At 58.3% G+C, this 21,353-nt stretch carries 21 protein-coding genes; 12 read left to right on the top strand and 9 right to left on the bottom strand.

The genetic code is table 11. The features are described 5' to 3' along the window. Positions 1-55 precede the first annotated feature (55 nt). Positions 56-724, bottom strand: a complete 669-nt coding sequence (locus tag JIN81_RS01420) for a PEP-CTERM sorting domain-containing protein (protein ID WP_200275539.1) — start codon at positions 722-724, stop codon at positions 56-58. A 436-nt stretch (positions 725-1,160) separates the two neighbouring features. Between JIN81_RS01420 and JIN81_RS01415 the strand changes: the two genes are divergently transcribed. From JIN81_RS01415 to JIN81_RS01405, 3 genes are all read left to right on the top strand, one after another. Beyond that, entirely contained in the window at positions 1,161-1,313 is a 153-nt protein-coding gene (locus tag JIN81_RS01415; RefSeq protein ID WP_200275537.1) for an entericidin A/B family lipoprotein, read from the top strand. Between the two features lie 340 nt (positions 1,314-1,653). Beyond that, complete coding sequence (locus JIN81_RS01410; protein ID WP_200275535.1) at positions 1,654-2,748, top strand: App1 family protein phosphatidate phosphatase; 1,095 nt, start codon at positions 1,654-1,656, stop codon at positions 2,746-2,748. 303 nt (positions 2,749-3,051) lie between these two features. After that, positions 3,052-3,672 (top strand): L,D-transpeptidase, encoded by a 621-nt coding sequence (locus JIN81_RS01405; RefSeq protein WP_200275533.1) that lies wholly within the window; start codon positions 3,052-3,054, stop codon positions 3,670-3,672. 27 nt (positions 3,673-3,699) lie between these two features. On the opposite strand, the gene JIN81_RS01400 is transcribed toward JIN81_RS01405, so the two are convergent. Continuing rightward, the gene (locus JIN81_RS01400; RefSeq protein ID WP_200275531.1) at positions 3,700-5,931 is read right to left on the bottom strand and encodes an ATP-binding protein; all 2,232 of its coding nucleotides are present in this window, start codon (positions 5,929-5,931) and stop codon (positions 3,700-3,702) included. Continuing rightward, positions 5,931-6,515, bottom strand: coding sequence for a biliverdin-producing heme oxygenase (locus JIN81_RS01395; RefSeq protein WP_200275522.1), 585 nt, complete (start codon positions 6,513-6,515; stop codon positions 5,931-5,933). Before JIN81_RS01395 ends, JIN81_RS01400 begins: the two co-directional genes overlap by 1 nt. A 199-nt stretch (positions 6,516-6,714) precedes the next feature. Here JIN81_RS01395 and JIN81_RS01390 point away from each other — a divergent pair, with 199 nt between their 5' ends. From JIN81_RS01390 to JIN81_RS01375, 4 genes are all read left to right on the top strand, one after another. Continuing rightward, positions 6,715-7,593 (top strand): LysR family transcriptional regulator, encoded by an 879-nt coding sequence (locus tag JIN81_RS01390; RefSeq protein ID WP_200275520.1) that lies wholly within the window; start codon positions 6,715-6,717, stop codon positions 7,591-7,593. Between the two features lie 131 nt (positions 7,594-7,724). Beyond that, positions 7,725-8,195 carry a PA2169 family four-helix-bundle protein gene (locus tag JIN81_RS01385; RefSeq protein WP_200275518.1) on the top strand — a complete coding sequence of 157 codons (471 nt, stop codon included), beginning with the start codon at positions 7,725-7,727 and terminating at the stop codon, positions 8,193-8,195. A 173-nt stretch (positions 8,196-8,368) separates the two neighbouring features. Further along, on the top strand, positions 8,369-8,779 hold the full coding sequence (locus JIN81_RS01380) for a hypothetical protein (protein WP_200275516.1): 411 nt from the start codon (positions 8,369-8,371) through the stop codon (positions 8,777-8,779). Beyond that, on the top strand, positions 8,776-9,990 hold the full coding sequence (locus JIN81_RS01375) for an AI-2E family transporter (protein ID WP_200275514.1): 1,215 nt from the start codon (positions 8,776-8,778) through the stop codon (positions 9,988-9,990). Before JIN81_RS01380 ends, JIN81_RS01375 begins: the two co-directional genes overlap by 4 nt. A 370-nt stretch (positions 9,991-10,360) precedes the next feature. Here JIN81_RS01375 and JIN81_RS01370 read toward each other — a convergent pair whose 3' ends face one another. Further along, the gene (locus tag JIN81_RS01370) at positions 10,361-10,609 is read right to left on the bottom strand and encodes a hypothetical protein (protein WP_200275512.1); all 249 of its coding nucleotides are present in this window, start codon (positions 10,607-10,609) and stop codon (positions 10,361-10,363) included. Positions 10,610-10,898: 289 nt separating this feature from the next. Between JIN81_RS01370 and JIN81_RS01365 the strand changes: the two genes are divergently transcribed. Then, positions 10,899-12,542: an ABC1 kinase family protein gene (locus JIN81_RS01365; RefSeq protein ID WP_200275510.1), complete on the top strand. Its 1,644-nt coding sequence runs from the start codon at positions 10,899-10,901 to the stop codon at positions 12,540-12,542. A gap of 49 nt (positions 12,543-12,591) precedes the next feature. Further along, on the top strand, positions 12,592-14,124 hold the full coding sequence (gene cls / locus JIN81_RS01360) for a cardiolipin synthase (RefSeq protein WP_200275508.1): 1,533 nt from the start codon (positions 12,592-12,594) through the stop codon (positions 14,122-14,124). Between the two features lie 295 nt (positions 14,125-14,419). Here cls and JIN81_RS01355 read toward each other — a convergent pair whose 3' ends face one another. Next, positions 14,420-14,629, bottom strand: coding sequence for a hypothetical protein (locus JIN81_RS01355; protein ID WP_200275506.1), 210 nt, complete (start codon positions 14,627-14,629; stop codon positions 14,420-14,422). 347 nt (positions 14,630-14,976) lie between these two features. On the opposite strand from JIN81_RS01355, the gene JIN81_RS01350 reads away from it, so the two are divergent. The 3 genes from JIN81_RS01350 to JIN81_RS01340 all read left to right on the top strand — a co-directional run bounded on the left by JIN81_RS01350 (position 14,977) and on the right by JIN81_RS01340 (position 17,197). Further along, positions 14,977-15,576, top strand: a complete 600-nt coding sequence (locus JIN81_RS01350; protein WP_200275504.1) for a response regulator — start codon at positions 14,977-14,979, stop codon at positions 15,574-15,576. Positions 15,577-15,609: 33 nt separating this feature from the next. After that, the gene (locus JIN81_RS01345; RefSeq protein ID WP_200275502.1) at positions 15,610-15,819 is read left to right on the top strand and encodes a hypothetical protein; all 210 of its coding nucleotides are present in this window, start codon (positions 15,610-15,612) and stop codon (positions 15,817-15,819) included. 130 nt (positions 15,820-15,949) lie between these two features. Beyond that, positions 15,950-17,197 carry a mechanosensitive ion channel family protein gene (locus JIN81_RS01340; RefSeq protein ID WP_200275500.1) on the top strand — a complete coding sequence of 416 codons (1,248 nt, stop codon included), beginning with the start codon at positions 15,950-15,952 and terminating at the stop codon, positions 17,195-17,197. Positions 17,198-17,351: 154 nt separating this feature from the next. Here JIN81_RS01340 and JIN81_RS01335 read toward each other — a convergent pair whose 3' ends face one another. The 4 genes from JIN81_RS01335 to JIN81_RS01320 all read right to left on the bottom strand — a co-directional run bounded on the left by JIN81_RS01335 (position 17,352) and on the right by JIN81_RS01320 (position 21,221). After that, positions 17,352-17,756 (bottom strand): YidH family protein, encoded by a 405-nt coding sequence (locus tag JIN81_RS01335; RefSeq protein WP_200275498.1) that lies wholly within the window; start codon positions 17,754-17,756, stop codon positions 17,352-17,354. Positions 17,757-17,801: 45 nt separating this feature from the next. Next, the gene (locus tag JIN81_RS01330; RefSeq protein ID WP_200275495.1) at positions 17,802-18,956 is read right to left on the bottom strand and encodes a phospholipase D-like domain-containing protein; all 1,155 of its coding nucleotides are present in this window, start codon (positions 18,954-18,956) and stop codon (positions 17,802-17,804) included. 23 nt (positions 18,957-18,979) lie between these two features. After that, positions 18,980-20,017, bottom strand: coding sequence for a BON domain-containing protein (locus JIN81_RS01325; RefSeq protein ID WP_200275493.1), 1,038 nt, complete (start codon positions 20,015-20,017; stop codon positions 18,980-18,982). A gap of 151 nt (positions 20,018-20,168) precedes the next feature. Next, positions 20,169-21,221, bottom strand: a complete 1,053-nt coding sequence (locus JIN81_RS01320; protein ID WP_200275491.1) for an FUSC family protein — start codon at positions 21,219-21,221, stop codon at positions 20,169-20,171. Positions 21,222-21,353: the final 132 nt, after the last annotated feature.

Below are 21,353 nucleotides of genomic sequence, written 5' to 3'. Positions count from 1 at the left end.
GGAAGAAGCCGTTCTGTGGATTCGGTTGGCCGTCTCGTAAGACGAAGCGCATCCGTCATGCGGTTCTTCTGCGGCGAAGAAGCACCAGCGTGCCGAGGCCGATCAGGGAGAGGGAAGCCGGTTCGGGAACGGCGACGAATTCCGCCCGGAATCCCTCGAAATTGATGGCGCCAGTCGAAACCGCCAGAGTGACGGAGGTGCCGGTGACGGAGGCCTCCGAGCTGCCCGCCGAGATATTCTCGCTTCCTCCAGCGTGAGTGAATGTCCCCGCGTCGGTACCTGCCACTCCCCCTCCCCTGACGATCGTGAAACCCGTCAACGACAGATCTGCGAAGCTGGAACTCGTCATGGCAATGGTAGCGGTGAGGGTTTCATCGGTTCCGACCTGATTGTTGTCGCCACCCGTGACCGAGACGTTTCCAAAGCCATTGAACTGCACACCCGTTCCGCCGGTCTGCGAGTAACTTACGGTGAAGCTGAAGGACTCGGTCGCGGTGCCTCCCACCGAGGTGAGATCGACATTGGTGATCGTGTAGGTGGTCACCGGTATTCCGTTGTCGGTTGCCTCATCACCAAGTGTGGAGCTGAAGGCTCCGGTGCCGCTCCCGCCGCCTCCGGAACTTATCCCGTTTGGTGTGAAGTTCGACACAGTGATCGTCACAGCAGCAGGGAGAAAGGTGGCGGAGGCCAAGGCAACGAGGAGAACAAGGATCGGGGTCTTCATCTGGCTGTAAGGATTAATGATTGGTCGAAATCGACCGAGTTAACGCCATGATCATGAGGATATCATAGCTTCCGATCACTGAATCTTCGCGGATACTTCCTGAACATTTGCGTCACCGCCCCTTCAATGCCCCGTCCGTTAGGAAACCCTCGATCGCAGGCAACGCTCGTGGCCTCAGCTGCCTCGGCACGACGGTTTCGAACCCGGCCCGGTGAGATTCATTTACTCCCACGACGGAAAGGCGACCGGACAGGAAAGCTCAACCAGCAGCTTCCAGTCCCCGCTGGTCATAGGAGCGTATTGCAATCCCAAAGCCGAATTTCGCAACCCGCTTTGAAATGGAAAGGCGCCCAATCCCCGTGTTCTCAAGCATCCACGGGTTGGCCCTCGTCGTGCGAAGAAAGCAAGCGACATGAAATCAAATCAATTTCCAAGCATGAGTGGCCTCAAGGCCGTGACATTGGCAGGCGCAGGACTGATCGGCTACATCGCCCTGTTTGCTCTAACCTCCTGCTCTACCGTCGCCGGGGTCGGCCAGGATGTCCAGAAGGTCGGCGACGAAATTGAAGAAGCCGCCCACTCCCACTGATCAAAATCCTCCGGTCTCGCTTCTCCGAGGCGCAATCTGCCCGTGATCCCCCCGGATCACGGGTTTCATTTGCCAAGCGCTAAGGCCCTCCAGACGATGGACGTTCAAACCCGCCATCACTTCGCGGGTCCTCGCTGACCTCGGAAATATGACCCAGCCCACCCATCCATCTGGCATTTGGCATGAATTCATAAGGTCTGATCGGCGTCCAATACCCTGAAATGATCTTTGCGAGGACGAGATGACGAATCGATTGTCTTCTCGCGTACTGCGCTCGACAGTTCGTTCATCTGCCATCTTCAACCACTACCTCGCTCCCTCTCCCATCCGCCACAGGTTCATGACCACCGAGACCAACATGCTGGCCAACTTCCTCAACAAGGCAGAGAAGGCCATCGCCCGGACAAGGCCGGATCGGGTCGCCGATCACCGCGCCGTGGTCCATCATTACCTCGGATACGTCACCAACGCACAGGTCATCATCCGGGGGCGCGTCCAGAGGATCCAGAGAGCTCGCGTTACCAGCGAGGAAGATTCCAGAATCTCCAACTTCCGGGACATCGCACGACGCTTCTTTACCAGCGAAATCCCTCATGCGTCGGTCGCCGGAGAGTTCTTGGGTCATCGATTCACGACGACCTGTGATGACGAAGGGTTCTTCACGGTCACCTTCGACGCAAGACACGCGATCGAGTCATCCGCCTCCCGGCTATCCTATGCAGCCTTCGTCGTTGATCCGAAGACGGATCAAGCCATCGGACCTGCCACCACGGGTCATGTGATTTCGCCAAGGGTTCCGGTCCGTCGAATCATCGTCAGCGACATTGATGACACCGTCGTTGAATCGGGTGCCACCAGCCTCCCTACGCTTCTCAAGACCACGCTCTTTGAGAATATCCATACGCGACGCATCTTCCCAGGCGTCGGAGATTTCTACCGGAAACTGAAGGCCGGGCGATCCGGTGATGAGGATCACCCCATCTTCTACGTGACCAGCTCTCCATGGAATCTGCATGACTTCATCACCGAGCTGTTGACTCTTCGTGAGGTTCCCGAAGGCCCCCTCTTCATGACCGATTGGGGAATTGATCCAACCAAGATTCTAAAACCAAGTCACTCATCCCACAAACTGGATTCGATTCTCCGGCTTCTGGGTGACCATCCCGATGCTTCGGTAGTCCTACTTGGCGACAGCGGCGAGAAGGATCCCGAGATTTACCTCAAGGTGGTCAATGACTTCCCCGACCGCGTGGACGCCATCTTCATCCGTGATGTCTCCGACCACCAACGCGATGAAGAGGTGCGCCTTCTTCTTGAATCGTGTGAGGCCCATGACATCCCGGTCTCGTTTTCCAACGACGGATCCGAGGCGGCGGATCAAGCGTGTCAGTTCGGCCTGATTTCAGATCACACTGAGATTGCTCCGCAGCCCTGATTACGCTGCAAATCGCAACGATCAGCATGAGAGAATTGCACGGATCGAGCTGCGTCCCAGAAATTTGATGCGATTCCGATCGAGGATCCTTGGCGTCTTGAGCCATCGAATGAACTATATCCTCGGAGGAGGCAGGCCCACCGGACTGCATGGAGTGAGTGCACTTTTCCACGGGAAACAAAGGCCCATTTCCCGAATGGGGCAATGCTGCAACCGCCGGAAGGGATGGGATTTTCGGAGCGCTGAACCCATCCGTGCATCACCCATTTCCTGATGTGGAACACCCCATGCTGATTGAGATGCATGTCCATTCTGCCAAAGCCTGCTTTCTGCGCGTTCGTGATCTGTTCGGCGGCAGCGCTTCTCACAAGTTGCTCAGTGTATCAGGGATCGGATCGAGACGAGGATCCATTGCTTCAACGGGAACTGGACAGCGAGGCTGACTACCGCTCCGAATCAGGCTTCTCCTTCTGGAACGATGAGCCCGGCGATGGCCCTCTTTCCGTTACCATCGATCTCAGCGAACAGACGGCTTGGTTCAAACGAGGGAGCATCACCGTCGGCAAGTCCCGGGTCGCCACCGGCCGGAAAGGCCATCGCACACCCCGAGGCCGTTTCACCATCACCGAAAAGACGGCCGACAAGCGATCCAACCTCTACGGAAAGATATACGATGCCTCGGGAGCTGTGGTGACAGCCGATGCAGACACACGGCGCGACAGCGTTCCTCCCGGCGGCAAATACGTGGGGGCTGCCATGCCATACTGGATGCGCCTGACCTCCTCCGGCATCGGCATGCACGCAGGTCCCATTCCCAATCCAGGACTCCCCGCCTCGCACGGATGCATCCGCATGCCCAGGGCAATGGCCGCCATCCTTTTCGAACACGCCCCTATCGGGACCCCTGTCAGGATCGTGCGCTGAAAAAGCGAGTATGTGGGCTCACCCCATTCACACGCCAGGCTCCTGATTCAGGATGAAGCGAAATGTCGCACCCTGATCAGGTACCGATTCCACCCAGATCCTCCCTCCGTTCCGATCCAGAAGCTTCCGTACGAAGCCGAGACCAATCCCGGTGCCTTGGCGCTTGCGGGCACCATGACCACGGTAGAAGTAGTCGAAGATGCGGGCGTGGGATTCCTCTGAAATCCCCCGCCCATTGTCCCTTACGAACAGCACGAGAGGACCATCCGATTCCTCGCAGCCGATCTCGACCAAGAGTTCGCGCGGATGCTCCTTTGGGCCATGAATCACCGCGTTCCTGATCAGATTCGAGAGCAGATGTCTCAGGACATGCCGGGATACCTTGATGCGTGGAATCTCATGGACCTTGAACTTGATCCGCTGGTTGCGCCCCGGCATGGATTGCTCGATCTGTTGGACCAGACCATGGACGAGCCCCTCGACATCAACATCCTCCTGCTCGTCGTCCGGATCATTGATTCTCGAAAAGTTGAGCATCTCGGTGGTGAATTCCGAGAGCGTCTCGAGAGCATCCGAACCGATTGTTGCCATCTCGAAAAGAGTCCGGTCTGACCTAACGGCTTCGACCTCCCTCAGCATCGCAAGGGCCATGGTCGGCGATTGAAGCTGGGATTTCACTTCATGGGCAATGACCCCCGCGAACTGCTCCAATTCTTCATTCAAGCCTTCCAAATAGCGGGTATTCGCAACGAGAAACCCAGAGAGTCCACTCATCAGTTCATCAACGACCTGATCCGTGTGCACCGGCCATGGGAGCGACTGGCCGGATATCTCCTGCTTCCACTGGGCGAAGCTGGCACGGGGAGTCAGTTGGCCTGTGGAATCGACGGCGACCTTGTCGGATGGGTCCCCTCCCCAGATCACGGACTGCGACTGTTCCGTCTTGAAAAGAAGCAACCACGTATCGGTCGCAAATGGGATGGCCACGAGGCCCGCCCCTTCTCCAACCGACCCTTTCATCTCCGGGACCTCCTCAAAGGACGCGGCGGTGACCAACACCCTTTCAGGCTCCCGCTTCGAGAGCCCGGCCACCACCTCGGTGACCAATGCATCCTCCGGACACGCTCCATACGCCGAGACAGCCCCGTCTTCGACAAACGCACAGCCATCCGCCTCGAACAAGCGACACAGACCCACCAGCTCCCCAACAATCTGCCCCCCCAGACTCTTCCGTTCATCGAGCCGCTGCAGCAACTGGGCGACCCCCCGATGAGCCGCGCCCACGGCCTTCTCGCGATTCATCCGTTCCGCTCTGGCGAGTTGGGCTGACATCATGACGCCGTAGAATGATGACGTCGCCCTGACCTCATAGGGCACGAAATGGGGTTCCCGATGATGGCAGGCGATCAACCCCCAGAGTGCTCCATCCACAATCAGGGAGATGGTGAGAGTGGAGCATACACCCATGTTGCGAAGATATTGCAAGTGCACCGGCGAAAGGCTGCGCAGCACTGCTTTTCCCATCGGCAGGCCGGCGGGATAGCGAGGGTGCTGGACCGGATGAAGGCCGACCGTGTCCGCATCGACATCGTAGAGCAACCTCACCAGATTCTTTAGGTACAATGCCCGGGCCTGGGCCGGAATGTCCGAAGCCGGATAGTGCAGATTCAAAAAGGGCTCCATTCCGGGCTCCAACGCTTCACCGATTACCTCTCCATGAAGATCCGGTGCAAACCGATAAACCATCACACGATCAAACCCGGTGAACTCCTTCACCTGATCCGCCATCGTGGCGGCGATCTCGACCACCGAATCCAGCTCCGACGTCGATGCCAGCGAGGTCTCCACCATCTGGAAGTACCCGTCCAACCCCCGTTCCCGCTGCTTATCGAGAGCGACCGGTTCCAACTCGAGAATCGTTGACTCATCATCGATGGAATGCGCGATCGCATTGCACGTGACCGTCCTGCCGGCCGAGTCCATGACCGTCATGCTGAAGGGGTTGATGTAAGTGTAGGCCGCGCGCCGAATGACTTCCCCCGCATAGTGACGACTGCTCTCTTCCAACAGATCCGGAAGAGGCTTTCCAATCACCTCGTCCGGAGAACAACCGAAGAGCTGCAGGATGTTCGTCGAAACCTGTTCGATCTCCAGCGTCTTCGCCGAAACCACAAACAGGAACCCATGGCTTTGCACAAGCCCCGGTGTTGCGATCGGCTCGGATGCACACCGATCGATGAGAGCATCGTTATCATTCATCACGCCGTCGCTTCGGTAGTCAGTCCTAGATGACGGGTGAACACCCCGAACACCATGCGTGCCGCGTCACTCGCTTCCTCCTTCCCCGCCGCATCAAAATCAAGCGTATCAAGCCAGTTCAGGAAGCTCCGCCACATCACGGCGGTCTCCTCCCCAAAGCCAGCGAGGTACGACGTCGACTCGGGTCCCAAATTTGGAAACCGCGCATTCAGCGCCTTCAGGATCTCGCGACCGCCGTGCACACTCCCCTCGAGCACATACAGCGCCCCAACCATCCCGGCAGTCGAGAGGCTCGGTCGGGCGCACGCAGAGGGCTCCGGTGCATTCATCTCCGAATCGAGCAGGAGTGCGTAGCGCGCACGACGTGCCGAAAGATCCGGCAACTCCAGAGCTCCAATGCTTGCCCAGTCGAGCTGCCCATCAACTTCACGAAGGGCATCCGCATGCCGAGCAAGGTAGTCATGGCAACAACTGACGGATCTCGTGATGGCCTCGACCGAAAGCTGCTCATCCAGTCTGCGGTGGGCGTCGGCCGTCGCCGCACGCAGCAAACGGCCAAGCGGGACCTCAATCGAACCGAACATCAGATTTTGGGGCAGAATTTTGATCCCGAACTCAAGCAACTGAACCATGCTTTTTGCAATTACTTCTTTTCGAAGTTGCAATTCGCTTTGACCGAAGACCCGGGAAATCCCTTGGACCCGTTGAGAACAGCTGCGGGTATGCATTCTGCTAGACCAAAAGGGACCGCTGCATTGCGAAACGCAGTGAACTCTCCATCCCATGAACTACAATCATCTCTACTATTTTCACGTGGTCGCCCAAGAGGGAACCATCGCAAGAGCCTCGAAAAGGCTCAATCTCAGCCAGCCTACGATCAGTGAGCAACTGAAACGCCTCGAAGAACATTTCGGCGTCAAGTTCTTCGATCGACATGCGGGCGCCCTCCAACTCAACCACCATGGCCAACGCGCCCTCGAATACACCCAGACCATCTTCGAAACCGCCGACCGGCTCGCGGAGACCTTCCGTTCCGATGATGAACCGGCCAAGGTGAGACTGGAAATCGGCATCGTGACCTCTGCCGCCAGATCGGCGGCATCCGACCGCCTTGTCGAACTGTTCGAGGAGCCGGAAATCCTCGTCAAGGTTCGCAACGGCGACAACCGCTTCCTTCTTCACGAACTCGTCAGCTCCGGGCTGGATATCCTCATCTCGGACACCTTACCCGCCCAAGCCAAGGAGAAGGGAGTCGACTGGAAGGTGGTCACCGACATCGACCTCGTCTTTGTCGCATCCACCGGCTTCCTGCAAGGTCTCGAAGGGGAACTCCACCAACTGCTCCACCGCAAGCCCTTCATCCACTACACTGATCAAAGTTCCTACCGCTGGCAGATCGACACCTTCCTTTCCCAGCACAGCATTGACCCGCAGATCACCGCTGAGGCGGACGACGTGTACATCGTCCATAACGCAGTGGCGCGAGGCCTCGGAATCGGCGTGCTTCCAAGGACGGTCCTGGACGAACAGAAGAGCGAGAATCTCGTCGTCATCGGCGAACTCAAGAACAGCGAATCCAAGCTCTACGCCCTCTTCAACAAGAAGGATCCGACGGAAGAAACAATGAGGGCCCTTGAGCGCTTGGCACCGTCGGGTGCGTGATGCCCCCTACCCGGAATACCCTGCAACATCATGCACGCCTCACGCCGGGCGACCCGGCTCGAGTCTCCACTGGCAAGCGCTTCTTTGCCATCCGGAGTCATTGGAACACCTTCTGCAAAAGAGAACCCGTTATGTCCAATTCAACACTGACCAAAACACTCGCCGGTACGCTCAATCAACTCCTCACCCGTGCACACGATGCGGAACACGGTTACCTCGTCGCCGCCGAAGCCACACTGAATCCAGCACTGCGGGATTTCTTCGAGGAAAACTCGCACCAGCGCTGGAGATTCCGGCAGGTATGGCGACAGCATCTCGATGAGCTTTCCATCAAACCCGAACCGGGAAGAAGCCTCGCCAGCAAGGCTCACAAGCCTTTCATGAAGATCAAGACGGCTCTCTCCAACGAGAATGACATCGCCCTGATCGAGGAATGCCGCCGCGGTGAACGTACTGCAATTCTCGACTACAAAACCGCGCTCGAAACCCCGGACCTGCCGGAATCCATCGCGGCGACGATCCGCAGGCAAGGGAAACACATCATGAACCAACTGGATGCGCTCAACTCGATCGAGCAGGCGCTCCGGAAAACCGTACGATGAGTCACCCATTCGGGAAGCTCCGACACCGGACGGAGGGTGCAACTTGCAACACCCAAATGCAGTTCGCCCCTCAGAATGAGCTCAGATCCACCAGGCAACCTCCCTCTGAAGCCTGATTGCGTGGATCGCGCCCGATACACTTCTGGCTCGGAAACTGCGAAGAATCCACTGCCATGAATCGCACAGAACAAGATCCACAAAGCCATCAATCGACGGACACCCGCAAGCCGAGGCGCATGCAGATCCTCGACGAGGTCAGCCAGCTTGCAGAAAAGGCGAAAGCCAAGGGCAAGGCCGTGGTGAACGAGAACTCGACCAAGATCGGCGCCGCCCTGTCGACAGTTGCCGACAAGTCCGACGCCGCCCGCGCCTTCATCGAACAAGGCTACGAGCAGAAAGTGGCTCCAGCGTTCGAAACCGCACAGCAGCGGCTCCGTGAAACGTCGGACTACCTCCAGTCCCATAATTCCTCATCCATGGGTGACGACCTGACTCGCGTGGCCAAGCGCCACCCGAAAGCCACCGCCGGCATCCTGTTCGGCCTCGGGTTCCTCATCGCAAGGAAGCTCTACTCCTCGAAATGAGGACCTCGACTGAGCCGGCGAATGACCCCGGAGGCCTCTCGGCCTCCGGGCTCGCACGACTTCGCCGCAGAGCCCAGCGGCGGAAGCAATGGAATACCTTCTTCGTCGGCGGCATCTTCCTCATTCTCCTCGTCGGGTTCCTCAGGTTTACCCGACCCGTTCTTTTACCTGCCATCCTCGCTTTACTGATCACCCTGGTGCTTCAGCCGGTGGCACGGCTCCTGTCGGAACGCCTCCACCTGCCCCGCATCCTCACCGCCCTTGCGGTCGTCCTCGGACTCTCCTCCGCAGCCCTTGCTGCGGGATACTATCTCTCAGGCCCCACCACATTCTACGTCCAGGAACTCCGCAAAGACTCGGTCAAGGATCAGATCGGCGAGCTGTTTGCGCCCATCCAGAAGATCCATGGAGAGATCTCCGACCTGGCAAATGAAGTGAAGGACCTCTCCGGCAGCAAAGGCAAGGGCACCAGCGTCCCACCCGAGGGACAGGCCGCCCCCATCGGCATCACACCGGTTCCATTGAACCACGTGGAGCGGGTAGCTCCGAAACCGGTTCCCAAGCCGAAGGCCGCACCTGTCGAAGTTGAAATCCAACAGGACCCGGTCGGAATCGTCTACGCCGGTCTTCAGGACTTCGGTTCATACCTTCTATCAACGCTGGTCCTCCTCTTCTTCCTTCTCGCCTACGGACAGCGGATGGCCGAGAAGTTCAGCTCCGAGTCGACCGCATCCAAGATCTTCGATCAGGTTCATTCAGACGTTTCCGGCTACCTGTTCACGATCACGACGATCAATATCATGCTCGGCGCGGGTATCGCCCTTGGGCTCTGGCTGCTCGGTCTTCCCAACGTTCTCCTTTGGGGATGCATGGCGGCCATCCTGAATTTCATTCCCTATGCAGGGGCCCTCATCGGCTCGATTCTGATCGCGCTGATCGCGGCGCTTGAAACCGCATCAGCAGGCACGGCAATCACTGCCGGCTGCATCTACATGGGATTGTCCGCCCTGGAAGGAAACATCATCACTCCTGCTGTCATCGGACAGCGATTTGACATCAATCCGGTGGTCATCTTCCTGTGGGTCCTCGCGTGGGCCGCCATCTGGGGACTGGCCGGCATGTTGATCAGCCTCCCCCTGTTGATGGCCTTCAGAATCCTCTGCTCCCGCGTTCCCTCGCTACGCAAGGTGGAGCGCGTCATCACCTTGTGACGCTTAGGGACCCCCCAATCTCCTGAACGCAATTCAGGACGCGCTCCGAAGTGGACGACGGTCTGGCTCAAGCATGGTTGCTTCCCCTGACATGGCCCGTGACCGCCACTGGCTTTAAGTGGGGGGGCTGAATCATTGCTGCATTCCCCTCGTTCGCGACATCCGGACCTACCTTGATCCCAAGCCTCGGGCGGCCACTTCGAGGGCTGCGCTCGAATCCAAGAAGGGCTCCATTACATTGTGCCCAGCCCCTTCCCCATGGGCGAGGTTCATGGCGACCGCTTCCCTTGAGCCTCCTCCCCAACAAGGCAAAGGGGCTCCCGAAAACGGGAGCCCCTTGGCGGTTCAGATACGAGAAGTTCGGGTAACTTTATTCTTCTGCAGTGTCCTCCTCGTCAGGCAGATCGACATCAACCGTAGGCACTTCGACCTCGACCTTCTTGGTACCTGTCGTGACCTCGGGGCCTTCGACGTTGTAGTCCGGAAGTTTCACTTCACCTTCGACCTTCACCTCCGGCATCTCACCGTCTTCGACCTTGTCGACGTCACACGCCGTCAGGGCAAATCCAGTTCCGATCGAAAAAGCGGCGAGGGACAATACATTCATATATTTCTTCATGGCGACTCATCTATCGCAAGAAGCATGCCCAGGCTCTCAAGGCGGCAACAGGATCCGCTGATCTCAGGAAAAACACTGGAATCATAGGGTTTCATCGAAGTGCGTGAGCTTCAATGACCAGTCCTACCTGCAGCGCAAACAGCCTTCTTCCCAACGCAATTCGCAATGGATCGCGCCGCTCTTCGTGCAAAACGCATCAGGCATCGTCATGTCTCCATTGCAAGCTCCCTATTTTACGCACTCTTCTAGCAGAAACGTCGTGGCACATCGGATGCTCAAAGAACCCATCATGATCAAGACCTCACCCACGCACCTCAAGAGATACAAGGATGTCGCCATGCTCTTCTATCGATATGGCGATTCATCCGTCGTCCAACAGGCGGGATTCGCAGCGGATCTCAGCGATGAAGACATGAGCTCCTCCGGAAAGGCCGACGAACTCGCTTCAGATCTCGAACGGCTGGGTCCCACCTTCGTCAAGATCGGCCAGCTGCTGTCAACCCGCCCGGACCTGTTGCCACCCAACTACCTTGCTTCCCTGAGCCGACTTCAGGACGACTGCGAGCCGTTGCCATTCGACCGGGTCCGTGAGGTGTTCGAGAAAGAGCTCGGGGTGAACATCAAGAAGGCCTTCGCCCACATTGATGAGAAGCCTCTTGCTTCCGCGTCCCTCGGCCAGGTGCACCGCGCCACTCTCCACGGAGGTCGGGAGGTCGCCGTGAAGGTCCAGCGTCCAGGAGTCCGACAGCAGGTCACGGAGGACCTGAGCGCCCTGCAGGAGCTGGCGGAGTTCCTCGATTCCCACACGGACTTCGGCAAGAAGTATCGAACGACCTCCTTGGTAAAGAGCTTCCGGGAAAGCCTCATGCGCGAGCTCAACTACGAACAGGAGGCGAGTCAGCTGATGGAACTCCGCGGCAACCTGTCGTCCTTCTCCCGCCTGAAGATCCCCGATGTGATCACCGACTACACCTCGACCCGCGTACTTGTCATGGACTTCCTTCCGGGCACCAAGATCACCGCCCTTTCAGGTGCGGTCATGGCCGACGTCGACGGGGATCAACTCGCAGACGAACTCTTCCACGCCTACCTGAAGCAGATCCTTGTGGATGGCTTTTTCCATGCCGACCCACACCCCGGGAACCTGCTTCTCACCCAGGAGCGTGAGATCGCCATTCTCGATCTAGGAATGGTCGGGAGAATTCCCAGGTCGAGCCGGGACCACCTTTTCCACCTTCTGGTCGGCATCGCCGACGGTGATGGCGTTCAGGCCACCCGTGCCGCTCTTGCGCTGGGAAGGGGCACCGAGGATTCGGTCGATACCGATGAGCTGACCCGCCGCGTCGAAGATATCGTGGGCGGGACCCGCGGAACTTCTCTCGCCAAACTGAACATGGGCGAGATCGTCATGAGCGTGACCAAGGCCTGCGCGGATTGCGGACTGCTCATTCCGTCCGAGATCAACCTGCTGGGCAAAACCATGCTGAATCTCGACCGTGTCGGTGCAGCACTCTGCCCGGACTTCGATCCCCAAAAGGCCATCCAGCGTCATATGCAGTCGATCGGCGCCGCCAAGACCGCAGAGACCCTCACATCGTCCAACTTCATGGGATTGCTGACAGACTCGAAGGAGTTCATTGAACAACTCCCCTCCCGGATGAACCGGATCTTCGACATGGTCGCAGACAACCGCCTTCGCTTCAAAGTGGATGCGATCGACGAAGCAACACTCATGCAGGGCCTTCAGAAGATCGCGAACCGCATCACTCTGGGTCTCATCCTGGCGGCCTTGATCGTCGGATCCGCCATGCTTGCGAAGATTGAAACATCCTTCACCCTGATGGGCTACCCGGGCATCGCGATCATCTTCTTCCTGGTGGCTGGCGTCGGGGCGATTGCCCTCCTCGGACGCATCCTCATCCATGACCGGTGAGCCGGTGCCAATTGAGCCCGTCTTCTTCGTCCAACAGCCTGCCACCTTCATGAAACTACAACTCGCTGCGAGAGTCCGCATGGCGATGGATCGATTTTCGAAACGATTCCCGCGGATTGCCGGATTCTTCGATTTTGCCCGCAGGCGCCGGCGCCCCCTGACAACGCTGTTCTTCGTGATCATGCATGGGATCGGCTTCGCGATGTCGATCTCCGCGATCATGGGAACCCGGACTCCTCAGGGTGCGATCGCCTGGGCCGTATCGCTGAACACCTTCCCCTACGTCGCCGTCCCTGCCTACTGGATCTTTGGAGAAAGCGAAATGGAAGGCTACTTCGATCAGCGTTCCGAGCAGATCGGTGCCATCCGACCGGCAGCCGACAAGCTGATCGCAGACATCCGTGAGGCAGGCCTCGAGCCCGAGGAGACCACGGAGCTGATGACAACGCTCGCCAAAATCTCGTCCCTCCCGGTGACGGATGGAAACCGTGTTGAGCTATTGGTCGATGGACACAACACCTTCCGGTCGATGTTTGAAGCGATCGAGACTGCGGAAGACTACATCCTGATCCAATTCTACATCATCAAGTCGGACGGAGTCGGCAACGAACTCAAGGACAGGCTCATCCGCAAGGCGGAGCAAGGCGTCCGGGTCATGGTTCTCTACGATGACTACGGATGCCTCAATCTGGGGGGGGCCTATGTATCGGAGATGAAGGACGCCGGCGTGGAGATTCTTTCCTTCATGAACCTCGGAGGCGATGTGAACCGCTTCCAGCTCAATTTCAGGAACCACCGGAAACTGGTCGTGATTGACGGAAAAACCGCGTTCATCGGTGGCCACAATGTCGGCGACGAATATCTCGGTCGTCATCCGGTCCTGACACCTTGGCGTGACAGCCATGTGCGGCTTACCGGTCCGATCGCCACCTGCCTGCAGGTCGCGTTCGCCGAAGACTGGCTGTGGGCAAGTGGAGAGCTTCCCAAAGGGCTGAACTGGGATATCGAGCAATGGCAGGAGAATCCGCCGGGAGCCGCCCAGACCGCATGCATTCCCAGTGGCCCGGGCGACGAACTCGAGACATGCTCGATGCTCTTTCACAGTGCCATGCAATCCGCCAAGGAACGAATCTGGATCGCCTCACCTTACTTTGTACCTGACCAAGCATTCGTGCTCGCTCTGCAACTTGCTGCATTGAGAGGAGTCGAAGTGAGGATTCTCATCCCCGAACTCAGCGACAGCAAACTGCCTTACCTTTCGTCATTCTCCTACTTGGAAGAACTTGAGGCTGCAGGCGTCGAAGTGTGGAGGTATCAAAATGGCTTCCTCCACCAAAAGGTCATGCTGGTCGACGACGAGTTCGTGGCGATTGGTAGTGCGAATCTCGACAATCGGTCCTTCCGTCTCAATTTCGAACTGATGGCCGGGATCCACGACCAGGCATTCGCCGAAAAGGTCGAGAAGATGCTCTCGACCGACTTTGAGAACAGTCGCCGGGCAGGTGTCGAGGACCTGCGTTCCAAGGGGTTCCCGTTCAGGGTCCAGGTCCGGGTGGCACGACTTCTGGCACCCATCCAGTAAGCGCTCAGCCAACGATACCCGAATGCTCTGCGCCAAGGTGGGCCCCACATGATCGAAAGAAGCATTCGCACCTTTGCGATCGCCTATCGAAGAGAGGAACCTTCGAAAGAACACACGCCCGTCCGCCCAGCTCCGGAACGGCCGCTCCTACGGCGCCGGGTTCGGCTGTGCTCCGGTTTGAACCCCGGCCTTGCGCTGAAGAACGCGACGCGGAGCGAGAAGCAGGTAACCCAGGCGCCAAGGTTTGAGGGAGTGGACCGAGAAAATCATCGCTCTTTCAAATCATTTCATGGGGTTAGGAATCCTGATCGGCTTCGTCAGGCTGGGCCTCATCGACCTCCATCCGCTGCGCTGGCTCGTTGGCCATGAAGAGCGAGCGTACAATGCCGCTACCGGTGACTTCCTCATCGTGACGGATCTCGGCAGCCTCCTTCGGTGAAAGTGGTTCCTCGTTCGACGAACCGGTGGCCGCCTTCGCGTTCTCTTTGCTGTTTTCTTTTTCCATAATACGTGAGGTCGGAGCGACGGGCGGAAATCGCCGGTGCCACGACACCGTCTCTCTTCGCACAAACCATTCCAGATACGGACATGGGTCGTCGTGTGCCCCTATCATCTGTCACTGCGGCGAATGCGCTCAGACGCCCACCTTCCGCCCCCTCGAAACAGCCTGCCGTCGGGTAGCAAATCGCAATCTTCGGGCCCCGAATATTGCAATTTTCACCTCCCCTCGCCCGCCACTCAGGAATCCGCCGCAGGTCACAAGGAAGCTCCATCCCCCATGAATTCGGCATTTCCATCGTCCCAGATCCAATCGTCGGGTTCGGTACGCCACGAGCTATAATTTCCGTTGACGTGAATCGATCAGCGACAGCTTCCGAAATCCAAAAGGTCCTTGTAGTCGACGACGAAGAATCCATCCGCGGACTCTTCGAACTCGCTCTGGAATCTGAAGGACGGACTGCCCGCTCCTGCTCAAGCGGGCGCGCCGCACTCGATCTCGTCGGACGTGATTCATTTGACCTCATTCTGCTGGACCTCCGGATGCCTGGTCTGAGCGGCATCGATGTCCTGAGGGAAATGCGGCGCATGGCGGACAAGACCCGCGTGGTCATCTGCAGCGCATTCATTCCACCCATGGCATTTGTCGAAGCCGTTCGTTTCGGAGTGACCACGTTTGTGGCCAAGCCGGTGACACTGAATGTGCTTCGCCGAGTCGTCTCCGATGCGCTGGAGAGCCGCTGGCCGGCGCCGCTTTGCAGCGCACTGCGTTTGGTGAACGAGATGCGCCACGAAGAGGCCCTTGAAGCCATCAGCGAGGCCAAGGACGAAACCAACCATCGCGCTTGTGATTTGTGGGTTCGGCTGCTCGATGGAATCCTTTCCAACGCGCCGAAGACGGAGCTGGCGCCCCTTGGACAAGCGCTCGGGGCCATGGTCCTGACCAGAAATTGAACGGAGTACGATCCTTCCTACGCTTTCTAACTCATGCGCCATCTCTCCATCGTCGACGACCAGAGTGACCGCACCACGACCGACTTGAATCGTCATGGTGCATTTCCGACGCATCCTTCGTTCGCAGACCGAGAGATTGGGCCGACATCCGGCACTCGTGAAATTCCGGCGAATGCCGTTCCGTCGGCCGGCCAAGGCGAGACTCCTGACATCGTCGAGACTGACGAGGGCTGGGCCTGGTAGTTCCCGACCTTCAAGACCCTCTTGCATCTCCATGACAGCTCTCGATTCCTCCACGCTCACGTCACCTGGGCTCCCAGCCCGGGCCGCAGCTGCCATCGCAGTTGTTCTGATCCTGTTTGCATCGTGCGGAATGATGCGGGCACAGGATCCTCCCACGATTTCTGAATCGGAGATCACCAAAACCATCGAAGCCGATCCCGCAGCCTCGGACAGCAGGATCGAGGAACGCTTGCGGGAGATTTTCCGAGCTGTCGACGGCCTCGCTGACGTTGAGGTGGTCGTCACCTCAGGCGTCGTATCCTTGAATGGCGAGGTTGAGAATGAAGGCGATGTGGAGACGGCGGGAGCACTTGCCCGTCGGATGGAAGGAGTGGTTCATGTCCGCAACCGTGTGTCGAAAGCAGTCGACATCGACAGCCGCTTGGCACCTGCGCTGAAGAAAACAACCGAGCTGTGGGATGAGACGATCCGCCGACTGCCTCTCATCCTGCTGGCACTCGCGTCGATCCTGCTCTTTTCATTCCTCGGTGCCTGGCTGTCAAAGAAGCAGCACTGGTGGAAAAAATTCGGCTTGGCAGACCTCGCGACCGCATTGGTGGGACGCGTCATCCGACTCGTCTTTGTCGGTCTCGGCATCATCATCGCACTCGAATTGCTGGACGCGACCGCCATCGCGGGCGCTTTGCTCGGCGTGGCCGGAGTGGTCGGCATCGCGCTTGGCTTTGCCTTCAGGAACATCGTGGAGAACTACCTTGCAGGTGTTCTTCTCAGCATGAGGAACCCCTTTGCTTCCGGCGACGCGGTCAAGGTCGGTGAGTTCACCGGCAAGGTCATCCGGCTGACATCACGGGACACCGTTCTCATGACCCTCGAAGGCAACCATCTCAGGATCCCGAATCGAAAAGTGATGGACTCGGAACTGGTCAACTACACAAGAAATCCTCGCCGACGTTTTGACTTCAGCGTGGGCATTTCCGTCGAGCAGGATCTTGTCGCCGTGCGCGAACTTGGCCTCGAGACCTTGGGTTCCATTCCTGCCGTACTTCATGACCCGGCACCGTCAGCAATCATCGAGGAGCTAGGAGACAGCACGGTCAACCTCCGCCTCCTCGCTTGGATCGATCAGACGGAAAGCGATTTCCTCAGGGTTCGGAGCGAGGCGATCCGCTTGGTCAAGGAGCGCTTTGACGACGCGGACATCGAAATGCCGGAGCCGATCTATCGCATCCACATGATGGAGAACTCCTCAGTCGGCCCCAACAAGGGACCTAAAAGGAAGGTGACGGAGAGCCCGATGGAGACCCGGGCCGACGACACGATCGACAAGCAGATCGCCATGGTCGAAATGAGCAGCGAAGAAGAGAATCTTCTCAAATAGCCAATCGCCCGGCGGCCACCTGTGCTCCGAGCCAACCCATTCGCGCTGGGACAAGCTGGATTACCGCACTCAACGGAAACTCTCCCGGAAGCCACGACATTGGCCAGCAAGCGACGATTCATCTACATCGCTTCCAATCATCCGATCGCGGAGATCAGGCCCACCACCACAGCACGGCGATCAATGCCAGTCCCCCCACTGAAACAACGGCGGCAAGAAACCGGAAGAACTTCGATGGCAGGACCAGGGACTCTTCTTCTCCAGCAAGCAAGGATGCAGCACGGCGTTCCGCTCCCCAGATGATCACGACACCGAGCACCACGAACAGGGTGGCAATGGACTTTGCCAACCAAGTGGGCTCCACGGCCTTGAACAGGGCTTGAAGGCCGAGCCCCAGGGCAATCGATGCAAACGAGGTTCTCGCCCAGCCTGCGAAAGTCCGCTCGCTTGCAAACAGGGTGCGTTCGCTCGCCATATCCGTCCGCTTCTCCGCCTTCGCCGTACGCTCTTCGGCAAGTTCATGACTGGAGCTCGTGTCCTCGTGGTCGCATTCACTCATCGATTTGATTGGTCAGTCATTCCCAGGTGCAAACGACTCATGGCCCTAAAGATGAGCCTTGAGAAGGTTGGCAGCCCCGTCCAGCAGCCTTTGCCAGAGCGTCCGCGACCGCCAGTCATCCAGTGAGACCCTGCTGCACCTTTTCAGGTCTTCCGCGATACGCCTTTCCTCTTCCTCCGCAAAGCCACGGTCCTTCACCACAAGACAGGCTTCATCATTCAACCTCGCAGAGCGGACGTCGAAGTTGGCGCTCCCGACAATGGTCAAAAGATGATCAACGACGATGGATTTCACGTGGATGAGCGTCGGGTCGAACTCATGGATCTCCACACCCGCTTCCAGCAGATCTTCCCAGTTGTGCCTGGAAGCCCACCGAACGATCTGCTTGTCGGTATGTTTCCCCGCTGTGACCACCACCACGCTAACCCCGCGCTCGCGGGCTGCGAGCAGCGCTCGTTTGAGACGATCATCCGGAAGGAAATAGGGAGAGCAGATATGGACCGACTCTTCCGCACGGTCCAGTGCCGTGGCAAACACCATTGCCACCTCGTAGTGGTTTTGCAGTGGTTCGGATGCGAGAACCCCGGCGCTAAGTGAACCCTTCGGTTCCATGTTGGCAGGGCAGTCGCTACCCACAGCCAGAGCATCCCCCGGCCAGTGCTGATCAAACACGCGCTCCATGTCGTGGACGACCGGGCCGGCGACACGGAAATGGTTGTCCCTCCACTCGGAGCGATTCCTGGCGTCGCCGTTCCACTCGTCGGCAATGCCGACCCCACCAATGAAACCAACGCTCCGGTCCACGATCATGAGCTTGCGGTGACTGCGATGATTGCTTCGCCGCAGTTGCAGCCAACGAACGGGCCGATACATGTGGATCCCGACTCCCGCATCGCGCATCTCCACCAGCAATTGGTCGTCGAGCCGGCTACAACCATAATCATCGAGCACGACCCTCACCTCCACGCCGCGGCGTGAAGCATGGGAAAGCGCATCGGCAAACTCCTTCGCGATCTCGCCGTTCCAGTAGATATAGGTTTCCAGACAGATCGAGTGCTGCGCATCTCGAATGGCCTCGAGCATCGCCGGGAAGATCTCGTCTCCATTGACCAACGCTTCCACCTGGTTCCCCGGGCGGAAACCCGACTCCAACCATCCCTCGGCCCCGACGAACTCGCCACCTCTTGTATCAGTGTCCATGCGGCATCCTGAGCTGTTGGCGATCAACGCTGACTCAGTACCTTGTTTCCGTCCGTAGGGGCCGGCAGGAATACCCCGCGGATCCCTGGAAGCCCACGGGCATTCTCCATGATTGCCTCCGCCTCGGAACGGGTGATCCGCGGAGCTTCCACAAAGATTCTCCCGGCATCCTCTCTGAACTCACGGTCGAGTTCGGCAAGGCGAGCATCCATGTCGCAAGCCATCTCAAGCACCCGCAATCCATCGGAAGGGAAGTATCCCTTGTCGGACATCCCAGGCAGGTTCAAGTCGCGATCGGTCTCGATGCCACTCAGGTCGACGTTGCGAATACCGCTCACCATGAACTTCTCGGCGAGGTAGCGCTTCGCGTCCGATGACCCGACCTTCCCTTCGATACTCAACAAGCCGTCGGTGACCAGGAACCTGACCGGAAAATGGGCAGTGAGTGGGTCATCCAGCAGCATGAAGCCGAGCTGCGCCTCGATCGCCTCGTCGGAACGGAAGCGCAGAGGATCGATCGTGGCGTTCACTCGAATCGCCCGCACACCGGGGATCCTGCTGGCCAGCTCTCGCGCAAACTCGATCTCATCAGGATCACCTGCCTCACCCGTGATCATCACCTCCGGTGTCTCGGCCGCCGTCACCACCAATTCGGTGGCCTCCAGAGCAGGCGAGTGATTGAGCATGTGTTGAAGCGACTCTTGAGCGGTGCTCTGATCATACCGGGAAGCATCGATCTCGATCCGCTGAACCGCTCCGTAAACCTCATCAGTCGCAAAGCAGGTGGCTGCAATCCACTCAGCTTGGTCGAGGTTGTCGACCGTTCCCGTCACGATGGCAATGTGGTCGCGGACCTGAATATCAACTGCCGCACCTTGCATGCGGTCACTGTTCTTCAAAAACCTGCTGATCCTCTCTTCGAGCGACGAACTGGCCTCAGACAATGCCTGCGCCTTCCGCACCGGTTCTCCGATGCCCGGACCTGCCAGTGTCAGATCCACCGCGATCAGCAGCATGCTCGCAGCGATGTAGGGAATGAGGTTTCCTTGCAGTTTCATCATGGGAACCTTTTCGCACGCCCCATGCCATCCACTGACCCTGGCCTTGACCCTTGGAAATACGACGTTTCCACAGATTCAAGACCCATCCATCGAGCCTGCACGAGGGCAGATTGCACTTAGCTGAATCTTGCAGGTAGGCATTTTGCCCCACCTACCCGCCCGATGATCCGCTTTCGGCAGATCGTCCCAGTATCTCCATGGCTTCGACAATCTCGTCCAAGGCAAAGACGAGCACCACTCGGTTCACATGATGCCAGTCATCCTTCGACTCGTCCCCGCCCGTGACGCCCCTCAGTTCCTCAATCCGATCATGCAGCGCACGCATGGATGGCCGTTCTTCATCCTGCTCGTCGGACGAGGTTCCTCTCAGAATCTGCTGCATCGACTGCCCGACCTCCTCCAGTGTCTGCACCATCTTGTTTCCCTCATGTTCGATCTGGTCCTCTTCGGTGGCCACGCGGTGAATCAGGCGGACCGAGTGATCAATCCGATCCGCAGCATCGAGACGCTCCAGGAGTCGTTCATTGTCGGCCACATTCACGTTCGATGCCTCACTCCGCGCATGAGAAATGAGGGAACTGTATCGATTCTCCAGATCCGCGAGAGCCTTGGAAGCCTCATCCGTCACATCCTTCGATGTGTGTGACAGAGCCAGCTCCAGTCGCTCAGCCGTCAACGAAAGCGCCTCCCGGATGAACGACTTGCTACGCGCCGAAGACTTGCTTGGCCACACCCCGATCGAAACCACGATGCCGACAACCACCCCAAGCGCAATCGAGAGGCTCCGGTCCAGAGCCGTGGCCATGACATCGTCCTCCGAGCCAAGTGCGAGTGCAACGGCGGCCACGACTCCGTAGCGCCACTGTGGGAACAGTCCCGTGATCCCATTCATCACCAGCATCGAAATCGACAACGCCAATGCGGTCCCGTAGCCGCCAGGAATGATCCAAAAGCAAAGCGCACCCACTGCGGCGCCAATGATCGTGGCAGCCAACCTTTTCCAAGCACTGGTAATGGTGCCACCAATGCCAGGACTGAGCACCAGGACCGCAGAGAGAATGCCGACGAATTCCTCCGCCATGCCCAGTGCCTGCATGATGAGAAAGGTCGATGAGGCCGCTGCCGCAGCTTGCAAAGCGAGACGGGTCGCGTCGCGAAGCTGTCGCTTCGAAAAGTCGAAAGATTCCTTCAGTCGCTTGATCATTGGCCGTTTGACTCAGCAATTCCGAAACCACGCCGCCCATGGAATTCGTTTCAGCGGTCGATTGCTGGTGATTCCCCACATTCTCCTCCTACTGCACTGAAGAAACCTCCCAATCGCCCTTTCTTGCCGATC

The organism is Haloferula rosea, from assembly GCF_016595525.1.
GTDB classification, from domain to species: Bacteria; Verrucomicrobiota; Verrucomicrobiia; order Verrucomicrobiales; family Akkermansiaceae; genus Haloferula; species Haloferula rosea.
This window is presented reverse-complemented; position numbering and strand designations above follow the sequence as displayed.

Coding starts and splice junctions, on each gene's coding strand:
- JIN81_RS01420 (WP_200275539.1), bottom strand. CDS start 724: ATGAAGACCCCGATCCTTGTTCTCCTCGTTGCCTTGGCCTCCGCCACC.
- JIN81_RS01415 (WP_200275537.1), top strand. CDS start 1,161: ATGAGTGGCCTCAAGGCCGTGACATTGGCAGGCGCAGGACTGATCGGC.
- JIN81_RS01410 (WP_200275535.1), top strand. CDS start 1,654: ATGACCACCGAGACCAACATGCTGGCCAACTTCCTCAACAAGGCAGAG.
- JIN81_RS01405 (WP_200275533.1), top strand. CDS start 3,052: ATGTCCATTCTGCCAAAGCCTGCTTTCTGCGCGTTCGTGATCTGTTCG.
- JIN81_RS01400 (WP_200275531.1), bottom strand. CDS start 5,931: ATGAATGATAACGATGCTCTCATCGATCGGTGTGCATCCGAGCCGATC.
- JIN81_RS01395 (WP_200275522.1), bottom strand. CDS start 6,515: ATGTTCGGTTCGATTGAGGTCCCGCTTGGCCGTTTGCTGCGTGCGGCG.
- JIN81_RS01390 (WP_200275520.1), top strand. CDS start 6,715: ATGAACTACAATCATCTCTACTATTTTCACGTGGTCGCCCAAGAGGGA.
- JIN81_RS01385 (WP_200275518.1), top strand. CDS start 7,725: ATGTCCAATTCAACACTGACCAAAACACTCGCCGGTACGCTCAATCAA.
- JIN81_RS01380 (WP_200275516.1), top strand. CDS start 8,369: ATGAATCGCACAGAACAAGATCCACAAAGCCATCAATCGACGGACACC.
- JIN81_RS01375 (WP_200275514.1), top strand. CDS start 8,776: ATGAGGACCTCGACTGAGCCGGCGAATGACCCCGGAGGCCTCTCGGCC.
- JIN81_RS01370 (WP_200275512.1), bottom strand. CDS start 10,609: ATGAAGAAATATATGAATGTATTGTCCCTCGCCGCTTTTTCGATCGGA.
- JIN81_RS01365 (WP_200275510.1), top strand. CDS start 10,899: ATGATCAAGACCTCACCCACGCACCTCAAGAGATACAAGGATGTCGCC.
- cls (WP_200275508.1), top strand. CDS start 12,592: ATGAAACTACAACTCGCTGCGAGAGTCCGCATGGCGATGGATCGATTT.
- JIN81_RS01355 (WP_200275506.1), bottom strand. CDS start 14,629: ATGGAAAAAGAAAACAGCAAAGAGAACGCGAAGGCGGCCACCGGTTCG.
- JIN81_RS01345 (WP_200275502.1), top strand. CDS start 15,610: ATGCGCCATCTCTCCATCGTCGACGACCAGAGTGACCGCACCACGACC.
- JIN81_RS01340 (WP_200275500.1), top strand. CDS start 15,950: ATGATGCGGGCACAGGATCCTCCCACGATTTCTGAATCGGAGATCACC.
- JIN81_RS01335 (WP_200275498.1), bottom strand. CDS start 17,756: ATGAGTGAATGCGACCACGAGGACACGAGCTCCAGTCATGAACTTGCC.
- JIN81_RS01330 (WP_200275495.1), bottom strand. CDS start 18,956: ATGGACACTGATACAAGAGGTGGCGAGTTCGTCGGGGCCGAGGGATGG.
- JIN81_RS01325 (WP_200275493.1), bottom strand. CDS start 20,017: ATGATGAAACTGCAAGGAAACCTCATTCCCTACATCGCTGCGAGCATG.
- JIN81_RS01320 (WP_200275491.1), bottom strand. CDS start 21,221: ATGATCAAGCGACTGAAGGAATCTTTCGACTTTTCGAAGCGACAGCTT.